17 protein-coding genes are annotated in these 18,302 nt (G+C 67.2%); 7 read left to right on the top strand and 10 right to left on the bottom strand.

Annotation, left to right across the window (positions count from 1 at the left end):
- Positions 1-13: 13 nt before the first annotated feature.
- The 6 genes from AXYL_RS26955 to AXYL_RS26930 all read right to left on the bottom strand — a co-directional run bounded on the left by AXYL_RS26955 (position 14) and on the right by AXYL_RS26930 (position 6,853).
- On the bottom strand, positions 14-1,000 hold the full coding sequence (locus tag AXYL_RS26955) for a Bug family tripartite tricarboxylate transporter substrate binding protein (protein WP_013396048.1): 987 nt from the start codon (positions 998-1,000) through the stop codon (positions 14-16).
- A gap of 62 nt (positions 1,001-1,062) precedes the next feature.
- Complete coding sequence (locus AXYL_RS26950) at positions 1,063-2,046, bottom strand: fumarylacetoacetate hydrolase family protein (protein WP_013396047.1); 984 nt, start codon at positions 2,044-2,046, stop codon at positions 1,063-1,065.
- A gap of 106 nt (positions 2,047-2,152) precedes the next feature.
- Positions 2,153-2,896: a helix-turn-helix domain-containing protein gene (locus tag AXYL_RS26945; protein ID WP_013396046.1), complete on the bottom strand. Its 744-nt coding sequence runs from the start codon at positions 2,894-2,896 to the stop codon at positions 2,153-2,155.
- 55 nt (positions 2,897-2,951) lie between these two features.
- Positions 2,952-5,033, bottom strand: coding sequence for a PIG-L family deacetylase (locus AXYL_RS26940; protein WP_013396045.1), 2,082 nt, complete (start codon positions 5,031-5,033; stop codon positions 2,952-2,954).
- A 139-nt stretch (positions 5,034-5,172) separates the two neighbouring features.
- Positions 5,173-5,907: a hypothetical protein gene (locus AXYL_RS26935; RefSeq protein WP_013396044.1), complete on the bottom strand. Its 735-nt coding sequence runs from the start codon at positions 5,905-5,907 to the stop codon at positions 5,173-5,175.
- A 67-nt stretch (positions 5,908-5,974) separates the two neighbouring features.
- Positions 5,975-6,853 (bottom strand): LysR substrate-binding domain-containing protein, encoded by an 879-nt coding sequence (locus AXYL_RS26930; protein WP_013396043.1) that lies wholly within the window; start codon positions 6,851-6,853, stop codon positions 5,975-5,977.
- Positions 6,854-6,969: 116 nt separating this feature from the next.
- Between AXYL_RS26930 and trpB the strand changes: the two genes are divergently transcribed.
- The gene (gene trpB, locus AXYL_RS26925; protein ID WP_013396042.1) at positions 6,970-8,178 is read left to right on the top strand and encodes a tryptophan synthase subunit beta; all 1,209 of its coding nucleotides are present in this window, start codon (positions 6,970-6,972) and stop codon (positions 8,176-8,178) included.
- A complete protein-coding gene (trpA, locus tag AXYL_RS26920) occupies positions 8,175-8,960 on the top strand; it encodes a tryptophan synthase subunit alpha (protein ID WP_013396041.1) in 786 nt (261 codons plus the stop codon). The genes trpB and trpA overlap by 4 nt, the downstream gene beginning before the upstream one ends.
- A 57-nt stretch (positions 8,961-9,017) precedes the next feature.
- On the opposite strand, the gene AXYL_RS26915 is transcribed toward trpA, so the two are convergent.
- Both AXYL_RS26915 and AXYL_RS26910 read right to left on the bottom strand, forming a co-directional pair.
- Complete coding sequence (locus tag AXYL_RS26915) at positions 9,018-9,989, bottom strand: Bug family tripartite tricarboxylate transporter substrate binding protein (RefSeq protein ID WP_013396040.1); 972 nt, start codon at positions 9,987-9,989, stop codon at positions 9,018-9,020.
- On the bottom strand, positions 9,986-10,513 hold the full coding sequence (locus AXYL_RS26910; protein WP_013396039.1) for a GAF domain-containing protein: 528 nt from the start codon (positions 10,511-10,513) through the stop codon (positions 9,986-9,988). The genes AXYL_RS26915 and AXYL_RS26910 overlap by 4 nt, the downstream gene beginning before the upstream one ends.
- 94 nt (positions 10,514-10,607) lie before the next feature.
- On the opposite strand from AXYL_RS26910, the gene AXYL_RS26905 reads away from it, so the two are divergent.
- Positions 10,608-11,567 carry a LysR family transcriptional regulator gene (locus tag AXYL_RS26905; RefSeq protein ID WP_013396038.1) on the top strand — a complete coding sequence of 320 codons (960 nt, stop codon included), beginning with the start codon at positions 10,608-10,610 and terminating at the stop codon, positions 11,565-11,567.
- On the opposite strand, the gene AXYL_RS26900 is transcribed toward AXYL_RS26905, so the two are convergent.
- Together AXYL_RS26900 and AXYL_RS26895 are read right to left on the bottom strand one after the other, a co-directional pair.
- Positions 11,560-12,750, bottom strand: coding sequence for a M24 family metallopeptidase (locus AXYL_RS26900; protein ID WP_013396037.1), 1,191 nt, complete (start codon positions 12,748-12,750; stop codon positions 11,560-11,562). The genes AXYL_RS26905 and AXYL_RS26900 overlap by 8 nt on opposite strands.
- Positions 12,751-12,771: 21 nt before the next feature.
- Positions 12,772-13,755 carry a Bug family tripartite tricarboxylate transporter substrate binding protein gene (locus tag AXYL_RS26895; protein ID WP_013396036.1) on the bottom strand — a complete coding sequence of 328 codons (984 nt, stop codon included), beginning with the start codon at positions 13,753-13,755 and terminating at the stop codon, positions 12,772-12,774.
- 277 nt (positions 13,756-14,032) lie between these two features.
- Here AXYL_RS26895 and AXYL_RS26890 point away from each other — a divergent pair, with 277 nt between their 5' ends.
- The 4 genes from AXYL_RS26890 to AXYL_RS26875 all read left to right on the top strand — a co-directional run bounded on the left by AXYL_RS26890 (position 14,033) and on the right by AXYL_RS26875 (position 18,263).
- Complete coding sequence (locus AXYL_RS26890; RefSeq protein ID WP_013396035.1) at positions 14,033-14,374, top strand: c-type cytochrome; 342 nt, start codon at positions 14,033-14,035, stop codon at positions 14,372-14,374.
- On the top strand, positions 14,371-15,630 hold the full coding sequence (locus AXYL_RS26885) for an NAD(P)/FAD-dependent oxidoreductase (RefSeq protein ID WP_013396034.1): 1,260 nt from the start codon (positions 14,371-14,373) through the stop codon (positions 15,628-15,630). Before AXYL_RS26890 ends, AXYL_RS26885 begins: the two co-directional genes overlap by 4 nt.
- Positions 15,631-15,763: 133 nt before the next feature.
- The gene (gene soxC, locus AXYL_RS26880) at positions 15,764-17,119 is read left to right on the top strand and encodes a sulfite dehydrogenase (protein WP_013396033.1); all 1,356 of its coding nucleotides are present in this window, start codon (positions 15,764-15,766) and stop codon (positions 17,117-17,119) included.
- Positions 17,103-18,263, top strand: a complete 1,161-nt coding sequence (locus AXYL_RS26875) for a c-type cytochrome (protein ID WP_049797863.1) — start codon at positions 17,103-17,105, stop codon at positions 18,261-18,263. The genes soxC and AXYL_RS26875 overlap by 17 nt, the downstream gene beginning before the upstream one ends.
- The last annotated feature ends 39 nt before the right edge of the window (positions 18,264-18,302 follow it).

The raw sequence follows: 18,302 nt of genomic DNA, 5'->3' as shown, positions 1-18,302 counted from the left end.
GTTGCGGCGTGGCCTATTGCAGGCTGATATGGGTTTGTTTGATGGTGTTTTCGTAGTCCCGCCTTTCCGTTTCCACCAGCTTGGCGAGGTCCTGCGGCGTGCCCGGGGCCGGACGGTTGCCGGAGGATTCCAGGTTGGCGCGCACGCTTTCGTCCTGCAACGTTGCAGTGAACGCCTCGTTCAGCTTGTGGACCACGGGGGCAGGCGTGTCCGGCGGGGCGAAGATGCCAAACCAGTTGTTGGCGGTAAACGACGGCCAGCCGCTATCCGCGATAGTGGGGACATCGGGGAACAAGGTTTCCCGGCTTGCGCCTGTGACGGCCAGGATCCTGATCTTCCCGCTCTGCACCTGGGGCAGCACCACGGGGACGGAATCGAACAGCACGTCGATGTTGCCGGCCATCAGGTCGGCCATGGCGGGAGCGGTGCCTTTGTAGGGAATATGGCGCAGTTGCGCACCCGTGCCGACCACGAAGGACATGGCCACCAGGTGGGTATTGGAGCCTATGCCCGCCGAACCCACTGTCAGGCCGTGGGGCGTGGATTTCGAAAGTTCCACCAGCTGGGCGACGGAATCCGCTTCCAGGTTCTGGCGCACCATCAAGGCATAGCTGATGCGCGCCAGCGGGCTGATCGGCGTGAACTTGCGGGGATCGTAGGCAAGCTTGGGTTGCAGGATGGGGTTGATGATCATGCTGCCGGGACTGCCCAGCATGACGGTGTATCCATTGGCTTCGGCCCGGGCCAAGGTCCTGGCGGCCAAGCTGCCGCCAGCGCCGGCCTGATTCTCGACGATGATCTGCTGGCCCAGCCGGGTCGACGCCTGCTGCGCGACCAGCCGCGCCAGCGTGTCGCTCGCGCCGCCGGGTGCGAAGCCCACGATCAGCTTTATCGGCTTGTCCGGATAGCTCGCGGCTTGCGCCGCTCCCGCCGCGAACAGCAGGCCGGCGCACAGCGCGGCAATTTTCCTTACGGCCTTGAATTTCGAATGGCCTTGCATGGTTCATGTCCTCGGAGTGCTGGATGGTCCGTGTCCACGGGTCGGGGTGCCGCGCTTCATTTCTATGGCAGCCTTTCGACGTGATTGCTCAAGGCGCCCAGGCCGGATATGGCGACAGTCACCTCTCCACCCAGGGTCGCAAGATTGACGTTCTGCACGGCCATGCCGCCGCCCGATCGGCGCAGCGCGGTGCCTAGCGAGATGATGTCGCCCGGCATGAGCGTCATGTACGAGGACAGGAATTCGATGACCTGGGGCAGCTTGAAGAAGAGGTTCTCGGTGTTGTCCTGGGTGATCAGTCTGCCGTCATGGCTGCAGGTCACGTCCAGCGCATGCGGGTCCGCGATGTCGTCGGCACTCACCAGCCAAGGCCCCACCGCCGAGAATGTGTCGCTGCATTTGTAGCGGCCGGGGTAGCTGACATGGGTATCGACGTACTCGATCTGCTCGGGATCGTCCGCGGCGGGATGGATGGCGCGATAGTGGAAGGTATCCTCCGCGCGCATGGTGGGCGAAGTGAAATCGTTGTGTATCGTGTAGCCGAACACATGCGCCATGGCGTCGGGCGCGGCCACGTTCCTGGCCCGGCGTCCGATCACGGCGGCGAGCTCCGGCTCGGGGTGGACGCGGCCGTAGGCGGGCCGGATCTGCAGCGCGCAGCGGTTGCCCGTCATCGAGGTCCAGGGTTTCACGAACACAGCCGGATGCTTGGGGCCGGACAAAATGCGTTCGCTGTTGGCGCTGTTGTTCAAGGCCAGGCAACAGAGCTTGGAGGGCCGGCGCACGGGCGGATGCCAGAGAATGTCACCGGGAGAGAACCGCAGGCCGGAACGCTGTCCGGAGCCGTACAACCCGTGCAGTTCGCGCAACGCCGGCCACCAGGAGGCGTGTTCGGTTTCCAGCAGGGACAGCAGGTCGTTGCGGCTTTCCGCCAATTGCGCCATGTCCTGGCTGGCCGCGGCCGCGGCGATGTCGACCACATTGCCGTCGGCGTCCTCGAACCCGATCCGATCGCGTCCTGCTGCCCAAAAACTGGCGAGCTTCATGCTGTTGTTCCTTGAGGTGGTGAGGCCCCAAGATAAACAAGTGCCGTCGCGAAGCGTAGCGCGCCGTGGCAGCTTTCCGCCTGGCGGAACGCTGCGCTGGACGGCGTCAGCTCAGGCGGATGGCTTCCGCCAGATCGTTGCAGACTTCCTGGAGTGGAGGCAGCTGGGCCTTGATGAAGGCGGGCGTCATGATGGAACCGAAAGTCGTTAGCGAGACGCAGGCCGCCAGTTCGGCGGCCACCATCAGCGGTACCGCCAGGGTGGCGGTACCGCGGGGGGCCGCAGGCAGCCTCAGCCCGTATCCCTGCCGCCGCGTCTGGTCGATGCGTTGGGCAAGCAGTTGCTCCCCTTCGGTGTGGTCACGGTCTTTGCCCAGCAATTGCAGGGCGGCGATCCGTTCTGCCTCGGAACAGAACGACAGATAGGCCAGGCCCGCCGCCGTCCTGTCCAAGGGCAGGCGATGGCCGTAGGTGCTGGGCTGGGACGCCAAGGGACTGTAGGGCATGGTGCTGAAGCGCACGACCATGGCGTCCTCATCCCGCGTGGATATCGCCAACGGCCACTTCAACATCTTCGTGGCGCGGATCAGCATGGGCATGGCCATGTCCACCACCCGCTGCCGGTCGCCGCAGCCCGCGCTCAGCTCCATGACCTTGGCTGTCAGGCAGTAGATGCCCGAGACGCCGGTTCCGCGCACGTAACCTTCCTGGCGTAGTGTTTCCAGCATCCTGTGCAGGGTTGCCTTGGGCAGACCCGTGGCAGCGTGCAGGGTCTGCAGCGAGGTTTCGGGCGTTTCGTTCAGGGCCCGGAGCAGTTGCAGGACGCGGGAGACGCTGCGTATGTGTTCCATGGTGGGGGTCCTGGAGTTTGCGCCCTGGGGATGTGGCACCCTGCCATTCCACCGGCTACTGCGTCTTCGTCGGCGTCGCCGACTGCGAGGCCTGGGTCGGCATGCGGCCCACGCTGAGCGTGCCTGGATCTGCCACGGAGGGCCGCAGCACCGCCGCATTGTTGGCGTCGTTGGCGCCGAGCTTGGGCAGGTCGATGGGACGCGCGGCCACGGTTTCGAAGGGGCCGCCGCCAGCGGATGGCACGCCATCCAGCGTCAAGCCGTGGGTCCAGTTGCCATCGTGGCGCGACAGCACCTCGTAGCGCTGGGGGCCGCCGGTGGCGCGGGCCACGATGTAAAGCGTGCCGTTGACCAGATTGATCGCGGGTGGCGAGGCAGCTTGGGCGTCCAGCTTGGCTGGCCGGCCGCGCTCCACCAGCCAGAGCTGTCCGCCCGCGCGTTCCAGCAGCGCGAGCATGACGTTGCCGCTGGCGTCGGCGCTGATGGCCGGGCGGCCGATGTAGGGCACGCCCATGTCGGTGGGGGAGCCCCAGTCCATGTCGAGATCGGTGGTGTCGCCGGTCTCCATCAGCCGCGTCAGATGGTTGCTGCCGCGCTGGCGGAAATAGAGTTCGACGCGGTTCTGGTGGTTGCGGATCGCGGCCAGTCCGCCGGCTGCCTGCGGCGCGGGTACGCGGCGCCAGTCCTGCCATTGCGGCAGTTGGCCCTTGGCGGCCGGCAGTTGGCGGGTGTAATAAAGCTCGCCTGCAGAGGTGATGGCGAAGATGACGTAGCGGCCGTCGCCGCCCAGCGCCGCGGCGGGCGCGCCGGTCACGCCTTCCAGCGGCGGCAGGTCCTGCCAGACGCTCCAGCTGCCGTCCACGCCGGATGGCGTGATCCAGTGCAGCAGGCCGTCGTAGCCCAGCGCCACGGCGGCGGCTTCGCCGCGCGGCGCCACCGCCGGAATCTGGGTCACGCGCAGGCCGCCCAGGGCCTGCCAGCCTTGCCAGGTGCCGTCGTGGCGCTGCTTGTTTGCCCACACGCCGCCCAGCGGGTCGCGCGCCATCAGGCCGGCCGTGCCGTCGGCGTGGGTGAACGAGACCAGCGGTCCGCTGGTGCGGCCGCCCAGGCTTTGCCAGCGGCGCTGATCCGCGTCCCAGCGGTTGACGGCGCCATTGGTTTCACCGGCGGCGAACACCACCAGGCCGCCGCGTCCGTCCGGGTAGAGCTGCGGCGCGATGTCCTGGCGCGACACGTAATAGGCGCGCTGCACCCAGGCGGCGGCGGGGCCGGCGGGTTCCTTGCAGCCGGTGGGGCCGGCGCAATAGTGGTAGTCGTTCCAGGCGTAGTGCTGGAAGATCAGCGACTTGCTGGCGATCTCTGCCTGGGTAAGGTTGGTGGCGCGCTCCTGGCTGGGGTAATCGACATAGCCCATCTCGGCGTAGTTGCCGGGCGCGCGCAGCATGGCCTCGCGCGCCAGCCGCGCGCTGGCGATATGGTCGGGATGCCCGTGGCCGGCGCAGCGCCAGCACAGCTGCGTGTAGGGCACGGCAATCGTGTCGTCTAGATGGCGCACCGTGGTCGGGGCGTATTGGCGGATCAGGTCGGCCAGGGTGTCGATCAGCTGTTCGCGCGTATAGGATGCGGCGTAGGGGCCCAGCGTGTCGACGTTCTGTCCGGGTTCGGATTCGGTGCGGCTCAGCGGCGTCAGGCTGCCCCAGCCCTTGCCCAGCCAAGGGTCCTTCAGGCGCATGTGCCACAGTTGCACGCGCGGATTGCCCTTGAGGGTGAAGCGCGCGATGCGGTGTCCGCCCGCGGCGCCAGCGTCTTCCTTCCATTCGTCCGGCTGATGCGCCATGTAGGCGTAGGCGGAGCGCACGCCGCGTTCGCGGCCCAGCATGTAGCTCTCGCCTTCACCGGCATCGCTGGCGGTCAGGTAGACCAGCCGCACACAGCCGCCAGCCTGGATGTTGGAGACGATGTCGGGGTTCATGAACAGCAGGTCGTCGTCCAGGTGGGCGACGAACGCCATGTCCTTGATGCCGTGGCATTGCGCCAGCGTCGGCGGGGCGGCGAACGCGTGGGCGGAGAGCAGGGTGGCGACGGTACAGAGTAGCGCCCGGCCAAGGGGGCGCAGCATGGCCAACGAGACGTGCATAACGAGGCGCAGCAGAAAAGGCGCGGCGCGTAAGGGGTATTGAGGTGGGACCAGTATAGCGGCGCGCGATTACGATAAATGGGGGCGGTACAGGCCGCGCCATGGCCCCGTTTTGGCGCGGCGCGACCGGCCCGCCGCGCTAGCGGCCCGGCTTGGCTGCGGCCTTATCGCCCTGGTACGGGCTGAGATCCAGCCCGGCCTGCTGGAAACGCCGCACGACCATGGGCAGTTGCTTGCTCTGGGCCGCGCCGTCGACGGCCTGGATGGCCTGGCGGCAGGTGTCGATGTCCTTCGGGCAGCCGTGGCCGGGCGCCAGCAGGCTGGCGTACACCGATATGTTGACGGCCAGCTGGGACACCTGGACAGTGGTCGGCTTGCCCAGATAGAAATTGTCCAGATCGGCCTTCAGCCGGGCGGTCTCTTCCTTGCCGGCGAGGGTTCCGTCGCGGCATTCCATGAAGGTGGGAGTACCGTCCGCCAATTCCATGCGGCGGCATGCCAGGGCCAGATGCCCGGCCGGCGCGAGGCCCGCAGGCAAGTGCGCCCGGACCGTCGGCGAGCCGGAGGTAGCGAACGACACGATCTGTCCGTCCGAGGTCCCGGCGGCGACCGGGCCGGCGATCAGCATGGTCAAGTTCAGCGAGGCGGGAAAGCGCGCGGTCGGGCCATTGGCATAGGCTCGGGACACGGCCTCGGCGGTGGCGGCGGGCAGGCCGAGCCGTGCGCCGATGAGGCTGTTGCCGCCTTGCGTGTAGGTGTTGAGTTCGTCGCGCAGCACGGCATCCAGTACCGCTGCCTCGGTGGCGGAAAGACTGTAGGCGGCGCTGGCCAGCGCGGGAAGCAGCAGGCCCAGCAGCGCGCAGATTTTCTTCATGGGTAGGTTCCGGACGGGAGGCGTGACGCGCAAGGGTAACTCGTAAGCGCGTGCCTTGCGGGCGGGATCAGTCCGCGCCGGCGCTGGCCAGCAGCCAGTCGCGCAAGCGTTCGTGCGCGGCATCGGCGCGCACCGCATCCTTGCGCAAACACAGGCTGAAGGCCGCGCCGCTTTCAACGAAACCCAGCGGGGCGGCGAGGCGGCCCCGATGCAGGTCGGACTCCACCAGCACCGCGGGGGCGATGGCCACGCCCAGGCCGGCGGCGGCGGCTTCCAGCATGTGGCCCAGGTGGTCGAATTCGCGGCCCGGCTGCCGTGGCGCAAGCGCGATGCCCTGGCGCGCCGCCCAATCCTTCCAGGCGTCGGGCCGTGAGGAGGTGTGCAGCAGCGGCGCCTCCAGCACATCGGCCGCGTTGCGGATACGCGCGGCCAGGGCCGGGGTGCAGACCGGCCCTGTGGTTTCGGCGAAGAGGGGCGTGACGTCCCATTCTTGCGGCCAGGCGCGTCCGGCCAGGATCAGCGCGTCCACGCGCTGCGTGTTCAGCAAAGCCGCGTCGGCGGCGGTCTGCAGCCGTACGCGGATGTCCGGATGCTGGGCTTCGAAAAGCTCAAGCCGCGGGATCAGCCAGTTGGACAGAAAACTGGCAGGCGCGCCTAGCGCCAGCTCGGCCGGCTGAGTGCGGCGCTTGAGTTCATCGCAGCGGCGTTCCAGCAGGTCGAAGGCGTCATGGGCGGAGCGTTGCAGGTCCAGGCCCGCGGCAGTCAGGTGGACGCGCCCGGCGCGACGCTCGAACAAGGCGCAGCCCAGCCATTCTTCCAACTGCCGGATCTGTTGGCTGACCGCGCTGTGGGTGACGCAGAGTTCCTTGGCGGCCAGGGTGAAGCTCGCCTGGCGGGCGGCGCTGTCGAAGAAGCGCAGGGCATTGAGGGAGGGCAGCCGTCTCATGTTCAGTTTGTTAGTTCAGCTTACGTGTATCGTAAACAAATCATTGATTCAAATAAGTTTTTTATGAAGATAGCATAAGGAAAAATCCTCATCATCTTGCCAAGGGATTCTTCCTTATGCCATCCGCCATCCATCCGGCCGCTCCCGATAATCGCGGCCAATTCGGCCCTTACGGCGGCCGCTACATGCCCGAAACGCTGGTTCCCGCCCTGGACGAGCTTGAACGCCAGTTCAAGGCCGCGCTGTCGGACGAGGACTTCTGGCAGACCTACCGCGGCATGCTGGCCGATTATGTGGGCCGGCCGAGCCCGCTGTTCCTGGCCCGTGGCGTTTCCGAGGAGCTGGGCGGCGCGCAGGTGTACCTCAAGCGCGAAGACCTCAACCACACCGGCGCGCACAAGATCAACAACTGCCTGGGGCAGATCCTGCTGGCGCGCCGCATGGGCAAGCGCCGCATCATCGCCGAGACCGGCGCGGGGCAGCACGGCGTGGCCACTGCCACGGTCTGCGCCTTGTTCGGCCTGGATTGCGTGGTCTACATGGGCGCCGAGGACATGGCGCGCCAATCCGTCAACGTGCGCCGCATGCACATGCTGGGTGCCGAGGTGCGCGCCGTGCATGCCGGCACCGCCACGCTGAAGGATGCGATGAACGAGGCCTTGCGCGATTGGATCGCGCATCCCGCCGACACGTACTACCTGCTGGGCACAGGCGCCGGCCCGCATCCTTACCCCTGGCTGGTGCGCGAGTTCCAGAAAGTGATCGGGGAAGAGACGCGTCAGCAGATCGCGGCCAAGACCGGGCGCATGCCCGACGCCATGGTGGCTTGCGTGGGCGGCGGCTCCAACGCGATGGGCTTCTTCTATCCCTTCCTGGAGCTGGCGGACGTGCGCCTGTACGGCGTCGAAGCAGGCGGGCTGGGCCTGGCCAGCGGCGCGCATGCGGCCAGCATCAGCGCCGGCCACGAAGGCGTGCTGCACGGCTGCCGCAGTTATTACCTGCAGGACGACGATGGCCAGATCGTCAATGCGCATTCGATATCGGCCGGGCTCGACTATCCGGGCGTGGGTCCCGAACACGCCTTGCTGCATGACCGCAAGCGCGTGGACTACGTGTCCGTCACGGACGCCGAGGCGGTGTCTGCCTTTCATTGGCTGACGCGCAAGGAAGGCATCCTGCCCGCGCTGGAAAGCGCGCATGCGCTGGCCTACGTGCGCAAGCTGGCGCCGCGGATGGCGCGCAACGAGATCCTGGTCGTGTGTTTGAGCGGGCGCGGCGACAAGGACATGGACACGGTGACGCAATTTGGCGAGGTGGCGGCATGACACGGCTGGATCAAACCCTTTCCGCGCTGCGCCAATCCGGACGCAGCGGCCTGGTTACCTACTTCGCGGCGGGCGACCCCGATCCCGCCGCGTGCCTGGAACTGCTGCGCGGCTTGTGCGCGGCGGGCGCGGACGTGATCGAACTCGGCATGCCGTTCAGCGATCCGGTCGCGGACGGCCCCGTGCTGCAGCAGGCGAACGTCCGCGCGCTGGCCGGCGGCCAGACCTTGAAGCGCACGCTGGCTCTGGTGCGCGAGTTCCGCGATACGGACGCGCATACGCCCATGGTGCTGATGGGTTATCTGAATCCCATCCTGCGGCATGGCGTTGAAAGCTTCATCCGGGACGCGGCCACCGCGGGCGTGGACGGCCTGATCATCATCGACCTGCCGGTCGAGCATGCCGACGATATCGGGCGGGAAGCGCGCGAGCATGGCCTGCACCTGATCCGCATGTCCGCGCCGACGTCCGAGGACGCGCGGCTGGCGGGATTGCTACGCGACGCCAGCGGCTTCGTCTATCACATCATGCTGGCCGGCACGACGGGCGCGGACCTGCCCGACGAGCGCCGCATCGCGCAGGATCTGGAGCGCTTGCGCTCGCATACGAGGCTGCCGGTGGCCGCGGGCTTTGGCGTGCGCTCGCCGGACGAGGCCCGGCTCGTGGCTCGGCATGCCGATCTGGTGGTGGTCGGTTCACGGCTTGCGCAGGTGTTGGCGGAGCAGGGCGTGGCGGGCGCGCTGGATGAGGTGCGGACGTTGGCGGCGGCGCTGCGGCAGTGAACGGCAGGCTGCGCCAAAGCTATGCCGGCTGACGGCACGGCCCTGCCTTGAGCCGAGTCACTGGGCTTTCAGGTCGATTTCCTTCGCGACCTCACCCAAGCGGGTGAAGTCGGCCTGTACGCGCTCGCGAGCCTGTAGCGGCGTGTTGGCGACGATCACCCAGCCCAATTCCTTGAGCTTGCGCTCGGTGTCTGCAGTCCTGAGGCCCTGGACCAGAGCGCCGTGGAGCTTGTCTATCACCGCCCCCGGCGTGCCTTTGGGCGCGGCCAACCCGAACCAGCCAGCCGGTACCAGGCCAGTGATGCCCAGCTCCTTGGCGGTGGGGACTTTCGGATAAGCGTCGAACCGATAATCGCTGGTGACGAAAAGCGCGGTGGTCTTGCCCGAGGTGACATACGGAATCTGCGAGGCGGCGTTGTCCATCATCGAATCGATGTGGCCGCCCATCAGGTCGTTCACGGCGGGCGCGGCTCCCTTGTAGGCGACGATGTTCAGGCTAAGTCCGGCCTGCTTGGCGAAGGCGGCCTGTGTCAGGTGGGCCTGCGTTCCCAGACCGGCATTGGCGGAAGTCAGTCCGGCGGGCTTCTGGCGCGACAGCGCCTGGAATGCGGCATAGTCCTGCGCCGGGAAGTCCTTGTTGACCACGAACACGAAGGGCACTTCCACCGCGACGGAGATGTGGGCCAGGTCGTTCACGGGCTGGTAGCGCAGCTTGTAGATGTGCGGATTGACGGCGATGGTGCCGCTGGCCGACAGCAGCAGCGTATAGCCGTCGGGGGCTGCGCGCACTACGTGCTCGGTAGCGATGGATCCGCCCGCGCCAGGGCGGCTTTCGACGATGACGGGCTGGCCCAGCTGCTTCTGCAGCGAGTCGGCGATCAGGCGAGTCAGCGTATCCGAGGCGGACCCGGGCGCATACGGATATACGATGGTGATGGGCTTGGCCGGATAGCCATCCGCGGCCGCCTGAGCGGCGGCGGGACCGATGCACAACAGCAAGGCGGCGAAGTAGCTGCGCAGGCGCTTCATGATTTCCCCTCATTGTTTTGGGTGGTTCGAATAATGTCTTGCACTACGGGTATGGCCAGCGCCGAATACCAGGCCAGCTCGGCGTACATCTCGCGTCGGTACCAGCCCGCCTGGTGCAGCAGGTTCAATGAACCCAGAGTCCGCCCGTTCCAGCGCACCGGCACGTTGACCGCGCTTTCGCAGCCCAGCGACGCAATGAGTTCGTGGTCGGGAAAGGCCCGCGCGCAGTCGTCGCGGTCCATGCACAGACGGGGTTCGCCCTGCAGCACTACCGCGGCGTAGAACTCGCTGTCCTCGCGTATCGGCTTGCTGCCGCCCGCGGGATAGGCCGTCGGCTGGGTCGAGAAGCAGCGCCGGCTCAGGCCCGCGTTCCAGTCCAGCACCAGCACGGTAAACAAGCGGTAGCCGATGCGCTCCTGTAGCGCCGCGCCCAGCGCGTTCAGGCCGCTCTCGGGCTGGCCGCCTTGCGCCAGGCCGCAAGCCACGGTGTTCAAGGACGAAGGGGAAGAGAGGCTTGCTGGCATGTGGGCATGAGGTCGATTCGAGAGGTGCCCATTTTGTGCGCGAACCCCATAGACAGCCAATGAATAAACCTGAGATATCCATTACCATTTCCGCATGATTGCGCCCCTTACCGAATTGCTCTGGACGCGGCGCTTGAAGCTGCGCCATCTGGAAGTGCTGATCGCCCTGGAAAAGGCCGGCACCGTCACGGCCGCGGCCAAGGCCATGCACATGACGCAGCCCGCGCTGTCGCACTGGCTGAGCGATATGGAAGACATGGTCGGCACGCCCTTGTTTGCGCGCGGCAGGACGCTGGCCCTGACCGAGGCGGGACGGGCGCTGTGGCGTTACGCGACCCGTGTCCTGGGCGACACCGCGCGCACCGGTGAGGAGATCGAGGCGGTCAAGGCGGGCGTGGCCGGACGGCTGCATATCGGCACCATCCTGTCGGCCGCGCCGGTGCTGCTGCCGCGCGCGATCGCCACGCTGCACCAGCGCGCGCCCGACGTGCAGATCGAACTGGTCGAGGGTTTGCTGGATCCGCTGATCGAGCGCGTGGCGCGCCACGAGATCGATCTCATCATCGGGCCGCTGGATCTGCGCGCCAGCCGTTCCGGATTGTGCGGGCAGTGGCTGATGACCGACAGCTTCAGCCTGGTGACCCGGCGCGGCCATCCGCTGGCCGGGCTGGCTGCGCCTACGTGGGCGGACACGCAGGGCTATCCCTGGATCCTGCCGCCGCCCGGCGTGATGTCACGGGTCAGGCTGGACCAGGCCCTGGTCGACGCAGGCTTGGCGCCGCCCAAGCCCGCGGTGGAAACCAGTTCGCTGGTGGCCTTGCTGTCCTTGCTGCAGGACAGGGAGTACGTGGCGACGCTGGCCAGTTCTGTGGCGCACATGTACGAGCGGCTCAATCTGATCAGCATCGCGCGGGCGCCCACGCGGCTGGAGTTCGGCCCCATCGGCATGCTGTGGGCCGCGGATTCGCCCAGCATCGTGCTGCCCTGGCTGCGCGAGATCCTGCGCGAGGAAGCGCAGAGCCTGGCGCAGGAAGGGGCCGGCCAGCCTACCTGACGGTGGCGTACTCCAGCGTCTTGGGCGTGCCGGTCAGCACGCGGGGCGTATCGCCCACCACCACCGTATCGTCCAGGCGGAAACCGCCGATGCCGTAGGCATAGATGCCTGGCTCGGCGGAATACACCTCGTTGGCCAGCAGCGGCCGCTGGCAGAACGCCATGTCTTCCGGGTACTCGTGGTGGATGATGCCGACGGCATGTCCGGTGCGATGGCGGATGAAGCCGGCATAGCCGGCTTTTTCGATCTCGGCCTGCGCGGCGGCGTCCATCATGCAGACGGGGTTGCCGGTGCGGGCGGCGGCGATGGCCGCTTCGTTGGCGGCCTTGGCCGCGGACCAGAGCCTGGCTTGTTCCGCCGAAGGCGTGCCGCAGAACCAGGTGCGTTCGTTCTCGATGGTGAGGCCGTTCAAACGCGGGATGACGATGTTGACCAGCACGTCGCCTTCCTTGATCCGCGCACCGCAAGAGGCGCCATCGCCATGCGGGGACGCTGAGGCCGGGCCGCTCAGCGTCCAACAGCGGATGACCTCGAATTGTTCGCCGGGGAAGCGTTCGGCGGCTTCTTGCACGAAGAGCGCGGCCATGGCGCAATCCAGTTCCTGCACCAGCCTGCCGGGCCGGATGTTCTCGCGGTACCTGTCCTGTATCCAGTCGGAAATCGACGCGGCGGCCGCCATCACGGCGATTTCCTCGTCGTGCTTCTGCCAGCGCAGCGAGCGGCATTCCGCGGTGGCGCCGCGCAGCGTCAGCTCGGGCAGCAGGCGGCCCAACTGCGCCAGCACCGGGCTGCCGCCTTCGACCGCGATGCGCGAGCGCGCAAGCCCGGCCTGCCGCAGCCGTTCGGCCAGGACTTCCGGTAGCTGGGTGATCAGCGGCAGGCGGTCCGTAACGCGAGGGTGCTCCGCATAGTAGGTGATGTCGGTGATCCAGACCTTGCCTTGTTCCTGCGAGAAGCGCATGTGATGCGTCGACAGTTCGTTCATCACGAGAAAGGGCGTGCCGTTGCGCGGCACTACCGCGAAGATGGGCCGCTCCCAAGGCAGGACGTCGGTGTGGAAGTTGCTGGCGAACTGGAAGAAGTCCGCCGAGGTGAACATGATGGCGTCGACGGCGAGGTCATCCATCAAGGCCGTCATTTTTTCGTGGCGATAGCGCCAGACGGCGTTGCTGAGCTTGGGCATGTCATTCCTTTCGGGGTGCGGTCAATCGTTGTTCAGGCCGAGCTGGCGTATCAGTGGTCCCCAGGCCGCGCTGTCGCGTGCAACGGCTTCGGCGACTGCTTGCGGCGAGGATGGCAGCGGCTCGAGCTGCAATTCCTGCAGTCGCGCCCTCACCGCGGGGTCTTCGAAGAAGCGCCTGGTTTCGGTATTGAGCCGCTCGATGGCGGCCTGCGGCGTGCCCTTGGGCGCAACCAACGCGTACCAGCCCGGCAGCGGAAAATTGGCGATGCCCAATTCAGCCAGCGTTGGCACGTCCGGCACGCTGGCCGCGCGGCTTGCGCCCACCACCGCCAGCGGCACGACCTTGCCTGCCTTGGCTTGCACGGCGGCCGTGTTCAGCACGTCGGCCATGAGTTGCGTCTGGTTCGCCATGACGCTGGTCAGCCCCGCCGCAGCGCCGTTGTAGGGCACGTGGGTCAGCTTGAACCCCTGGCGCTGCTCGAGCATTTCGACCACCAGATGCGTGGAGTTGCCCTTGCCGGCGGAGGCGAAGTTCAGGCTTTCGGGATTGGCCTTGGCCCTTTCGACCAGGTCCTGAAACGAGCGGATTCCGGCCTGTGGACTGGCGACAAGAAGGAAGGGCGTGTTGACCAGCAGACTGATTCCGTCGAAATCCCGGGCCGGGTCGTAGGGCAGGTTCTTGTACATGTGCGGATTGAATGCCAGGTACGAAATGCCGCTGATCAGGACGGTGTAGCCGTCGGCGGGCTGTTTGGCGACGTGGCTGGAAGCCAGGATGCCGTTGGCGCCGGGACGGTTCTCTACGACCACGGCCACATTCAGGCGCCGCGACATGTAGTCGGCCCAGAGACGGCCAATGACGTCGGTGCCGCCGCCGGCGGCCTGCGGCACGACCAGCTTCAGCGGCTTGTCCGGATAGTCGGCGGCCGTGGCGGCCACCGCCGTCAGCAGGCCGCAGGCAAGCCCGGCTGTGCGCAGGCAGCGGGCCAGCTTGGTTCGCAACATGTGTATTTCCCCATGGAATCGTTGAATGGAGCCGCCTCGGCGACGCGCGGCGATGGCATCCGGCGGATTATGGGGAAGGGACCTATTAGTGCCCAATGAAAAAAACTGAGGGATCCATAAGCGTTACCGCATGGGTATCCGCATGCGGCGCTCGCTTGCACGTCCATCGCAGTCGAGGACATACTTGGCGTCCCCGGCCGGACCGCGAACCAGCTTTGCCGTACCTGCCTACATTCAGATCCGCTGCATGCGGACATACACGGAGGGGTCACCCACCATGCCTGGCGTGCCGTTTCGACCCTCAGCAAGCGCGGCGCTGGCTTGCGCGCTGTTGCCCGCTGCGTGGATCAGTCCGGCCATCGCGGCGGAGAGCGACCTGCAGGCGCAGGCCTGGGCGGCCGCCTGCGTCACCTGTCATGCCTCCGCGCAGCGGCCGACATCGGCCATTACCCCGCTCGAGGGACGCTCCGCCGACTGGATCGCTGCACGCATGCGGGCGCTTGCGGGTGGGGCGTCCGACGGGAGCGTCATGGGCCAGATCGCGCGGGGCTACAGCGACGCCGAGATCGTCCGCATTGCCGGCTGGTTTGCCGCGCAGCCTGCGGCGGCGGCCCCATGAAGCGGCGCAGCATCCTGCTGGCCGCGGCGGCAGGCGCCGCCCTGGCCGCGGCGCCTATCGCGCGCGCCGCCAAGCCGCGCGTGGTGGTAGTGGGTGGCGGCTATGGCGGCGCCACCGCCGCACGCTATTTGCGGCTGCTGGGCGCGGGCGCGGTCGATGTCACGCTGGTTGATGAGAACCCGGTGTTCGTCTCCTGTCCGCTGTCGAATCTGGTGCTGGGAGGCAGCAAGTCCATGGCCGACATCACCGTCGCCCGGGACGGTCTGTCGCGCCACGGCGTGCGCCTGCTGCGCGACCGTGCGCTTGCCATTGATGCGGCGGCCCGGCAGGTCCGGCTGACCAGTGGCGAGCGCTTGTCGTATGACCGCCTGATTCTCTCGCCCGGCGTGGACATGCAGTGGCAGCGCATCGAAGGCATGGACGCGCCAGGCGCGCGGGAACGGGTCCTGCATGCCTGGAAGGCGGGCGCGCAGACCGCGGCCCTGCGGCGCCAGCTGGAGGCGATGCCGGACGGGGGCAACTATGTGCTGACCATCCCGCTGGCGCCATACCGTTGCCCGCCCGCTCCGTACGAGCGGGCCTGCCAAGTGGCGTGGTATTTCAAGCGGCACAAGCCGCGCTCCAAGGTGCTGGTGTTCGACGCCAACGCCGACATCACGTCCAAGGCCGCGCTGTTCCGCCGCGCCTGGGCCGATTCCTACGCGGACTACATCGAATACACCCCGCAGTTCGAGGCGGTCGCGGTGGATGCTGCGGGCCTGAGCGTGCAGTTTGAACTGGGCGAAACCGTGCGGGCGGACGTGTTGAACGTGGTGCCGCCGATGCGCGCCGCGGCTATCGCGGTGGACGCCGGCCTGGCCACCGCCAATGGCGCCTGGTGCGAGGTGGACTTCCTGACCTTCGAATCGCTGGCCGTGCCCGGCATCCATGTGCTGGGCGATGCGATCCAGGTCGCACCGGCGATGCCCAAGTCCGGCCACATGGCCAACCAGCATGGCAAGACCTGCGCCGCCGCCGTGCTGGCACTGCTTGGCGGCGGCAGCGTCAATCCGCTGCCACTGTATGCCAACACCTGCTACAGCTACACCTCCGACCGCGAGGTCATGCATGTAGCCAGCGTGCATCGCTACGACGCGGCGGCGAAGACCATGCTGCCGGTGGCCGGAGCCGGCGGATTGTCGGCCGAACCCAACGCTAGGGAAAATCCTGATGCCCAGGCCTGGGCCCAGGCAATCTGGGGCGACATGCTGGGCTGATCCCCTTGTTTGACCGTGCAGACGCCGCCGGGTGTTGCGGCGCAGCGTGCCAACCAGCTTCTTTATGTGCAAAGATAATTTGCATATAACTACAGAAAATAAAGAAGCTGGGTAACACCCACGGAGGAGGAAGGTGGATCGAGAGGCAAAAGTGGGACGCCTGCGCAAGGCGCCCGAGAATTTCGTGTCCGCCGATCTGGCGCAGGACATTGCCCGCAATGGCCTGGACGACACCCGGCGAGGTTTTTTGCTGCGCAGCTTCCAGACGGCGGGCGCCGCGCTGGCCGCCGGCCTGGGCGGCAACGCGCTGGCGCAGAAGGCGGGCGGCGACGAGATGATCCTGACGCCGCGGCCCTGGACGACGTCGCTGGGACAGCCGGTCGCCGCGCGGCCCTATGGCGTGCCGTCGAAGTACGAAGCCAACCTGCAGCGGCGCCAGTCGCCGGGCCTGACCCGGGTGCCCGCCTCCTCGGTCGCCTTTGCGCCCTTGCAGGGCCTGTTCGGCATCATTACGCCGAGCGGGCTGCATTTCGAGCGCCATCATCAAGGCTGGGTGGATATCGACCCGGCGCAGCACCGCTTCATGATCAATGGCCTGGTGGCGCAGCCCAAGGTCTACACCATGGACGACCTGATGCGCCTGCCGTCCGTGTCGCGCATCCATTTCATCGAATGCGGCGCCAACAGCGGCCCGGAATGGGGCAATGCGGCGGTTCCAACGGTGCAGTACACCCACGGCATGCTGTCCTGTTGCGAGTTCACCGGCGTGCCGCTTTCGGTGCTGCTGGAAGACTGCGGCGCCGACCTCAAGCGCGGCAAGTTCGTGCTGGCCGAGGGCGCCGACGGTTCCAGCATGACGCGCACCATTTCGATGGAAGCGGCGCTGGACGACGCCATCGTGGCCTGGGGCATGAACGGCGAAATGTTGCGGCCCGAGAACGGCTATCCGCTGCGCCTGGTGGTGCCGGGCGTGCAGGGCGTGTCGTGGGTCAAATGGCTGCGCCGCATCGAAGTCGGCGACCAGCCCTGGAACGCCAAGGACGAGACCATCCACTACGTCGACCTGATGCCCGGGGGACTGCATCGCCAGTACACCTCGATCCAGGAATGCAAATCCGTCATCACCACGCCGTCGGGCGGGCAGGTGTTGCTGGACAAGGGCTTCTGCAATATCTCCGGCCTGGCCTGGTCGGGACGCGGCAAGATCAAGCAGGTCGATGTGTCGGTGGACGGCGGCCGCAACTGGCGCACGGCGCGGCTGGAAGGGCCGGTGCTGACCAAGTGCCTGACGCGCTTCAACATCGACTGGGTCTGGGACGGTTCGCCCGTCATCCTGCAAAGCCGCGCCCAGGACGAGACCGGCTATGTCCAGCCGCGTTCGGGCCAATTGCGCGAGGTGCGCGGCACGCGCTCCATCTATCACAACAACGGCATTCAATCGTGGCGGGTGGCCGAGAGCGGAGAGGTGAGCAATGTCCACGTTGAATAGCCTGCGCGCGGCATTGGCCTGTATGGGCCTGGGGCTGGCCATGCTGGCTCCGGGCGCAGACGCAGCAGAGAAGTTCCCCGGCGTGGGGCGGGACGCCACGCCGGCCGAGGTGGCGGCGTGGGACATCGATGTGCGGCCGGATTTCAAAGGCCTGCCGCCCGGCAGCGGCACGGTGCTGCGCGGCGGCGATATCTGGGAAGGCAAGTGCGCGTCCTGCCATGGCAGCTTCGGCGAGAGCAACGAGGTCTTCACGCCCATCGTCGGCGGCACCACCGCCGACGACGTCCGCAGCGGCCGCGTCGCGGCCCTGGCCGGCAATTCCCAGCCGCAGCGCACCACGCTGATGAAGGTCAGTACCGTCTCCACGCTGTGGGACTACATCCATCGCGCCATGCCCTGGGACCAGCCCAAGACCCTGTCGCCGGACGAGGTCTATGCCGTCACGGCCTATCTGCTGAACCTGGGCGAAATCGTGCCCGAGGATTTTGAACTTTCCGACAAGAACATCGCCGACGTGCAGACGCGCATGCCCAACCGCAACGGCATGACGCGCGAGCATGGCATGTGGCTGCCCGGGGATAAGCCCGATACGCAGAACACGGCGTGCATGAGCAATTGCGTCGAGACCATCAAGGTCACCTCCGAGCTGCCGGATTACGCGCGCAACGCCCATGGCGACATCGCGGCGCAGAACCGCCTGATCGGCCCTGTGCGGGGCGCCAACACGCTGGCGCCGCCATTGACCGGAGCTGCGGGCAGCAATGCCGACGCCGTGCGCCTGCACGCCGGCCAGACCATCGCTTCGGCGGCCGGCGCGGCCAAGCCGGAGACCGCAACCGCGACGGCGGCGCCTGCGCCGGCCAAGCCGGCGGGCGCGGACCTGGCGGGCGCCCGCCTGGCCACGTCCGGCACCTGCGTGGCCTGCCATGCGGCCGATCGCAAGATGATCGGACCCAGCTACCGCGACGTGGCGGCCAAGTACGACGGCAAGGCGGACGCGCATGCGCTGCTGGTTCAGAAGATCCGCAAGGGCGGCGGCGGCGTCTGGGGCGCCATGCCGATGCCGCCGAACCCGGGCGTCAGCGACGACGACCTGAAACGCATCGTGGACTGGATTCTGGCCGGCGCACCCGCGCCGGGTTGAAAACTCAGGGAGAGAGGAGACGGCTATGACGCAACAACA

Origin of the sequence: Achromobacter xylosoxidans A8 (assembly GCF_000165835.1) — a bacterium.
GTDB lineage: Bacteria > Pseudomonadota > Gammaproteobacteria > Burkholderiales > Burkholderiaceae_B > Achromobacter > Achromobacter xylosoxidans_B.
The sequence above is the reverse complement of the archived record's forward strand: the minus strand, read 5'-3'. Positions and strand labels throughout refer to the sequence as shown.

Coding starts and splice junctions, on each gene's coding strand:
- AXYL_RS26950 (WP_013396047.1), bottom strand. CDS start 2,046: ATGAAGCTCGCCAGTTTTTGGGCAGCAGGACGCGATCGGATCGGGTTC.
- AXYL_RS26935 (WP_013396044.1), bottom strand. CDS start 5,907: ATGAAGAAAATCTGCGCGCTGCTGGGCCTGCTGCTTCCCGCGCTGGCC.
- AXYL_RS26875 (WP_049797863.1), top strand. CDS start 17,103: ATGTCCACGTTGAATAGCCTGCGCGCGGCATTGGCCTGTATGGGCCTG.
- AXYL_RS26910 (WP_013396039.1), bottom strand. CDS start 10,513: ATGCCAGCAAGCCTCTCTTCCCCTTCGTCCTTGAACACCGTGGCTTGC.
- trpA (WP_013396041.1), top strand. CDS start 8,175: ATGACACGGCTGGATCAAACCCTTTCCGCGCTGCGCCAATCCGGACGC.
- AXYL_RS26890 (WP_013396035.1), top strand. CDS start 14,033: ATGCCTGGCGTGCCGTTTCGACCCTCAGCAAGCGCGGCGCTGGCTTGC.
- AXYL_RS26930 (WP_013396043.1), bottom strand. CDS start 6,853: ATGAGACGGCTGCCCTCCCTCAATGCCCTGCGCTTCTTCGACAGCGCC.
- AXYL_RS26895 (WP_013396036.1), bottom strand. CDS start 13,755: ATGTTGCGAACCAAGCTGGCCCGCTGCCTGCGCACAGCCGGGCTTGCC.
- AXYL_RS26885 (WP_013396034.1), top strand. CDS start 14,371: ATGAAGCGGCGCAGCATCCTGCTGGCCGCGGCGGCAGGCGCCGCCCTG.
- AXYL_RS26955 (WP_013396048.1), bottom strand. CDS start 1,000: ATGCAAGGCCATTCGAAATTCAAGGCCGTAAGGAAAATTGCCGCGCTG.
- AXYL_RS26945 (WP_013396046.1), bottom strand. CDS start 2,896: ATGGAACACATACGCAGCGTCTCCCGCGTCCTGCAACTGCTCCGGGCC.
- AXYL_RS26940 (WP_013396045.1), bottom strand. CDS start 5,033: ATGCACGTCTCGTTGGCCATGCTGCGCCCCCTTGGCCGGGCGCTACTC.
- AXYL_RS26900 (WP_013396037.1), bottom strand. CDS start 12,750: ATGCCCAAGCTCAGCAACGCCGTCTGGCGCTATCGCCACGAAAAAATG.
- AXYL_RS26905 (WP_013396038.1), top strand. CDS start 10,608: ATGATTGCGCCCCTTACCGAATTGCTCTGGACGCGGCGCTTGAAGCTG.
- trpB (WP_013396042.1), top strand. CDS start 6,970: ATGCCATCCGCCATCCATCCGGCCGCTCCCGATAATCGCGGCCAATTC.
- AXYL_RS26915 (WP_013396040.1), bottom strand. CDS start 9,989: ATGAAGCGCCTGCGCAGCTACTTCGCCGCCTTGCTGTTGTGCATCGGT.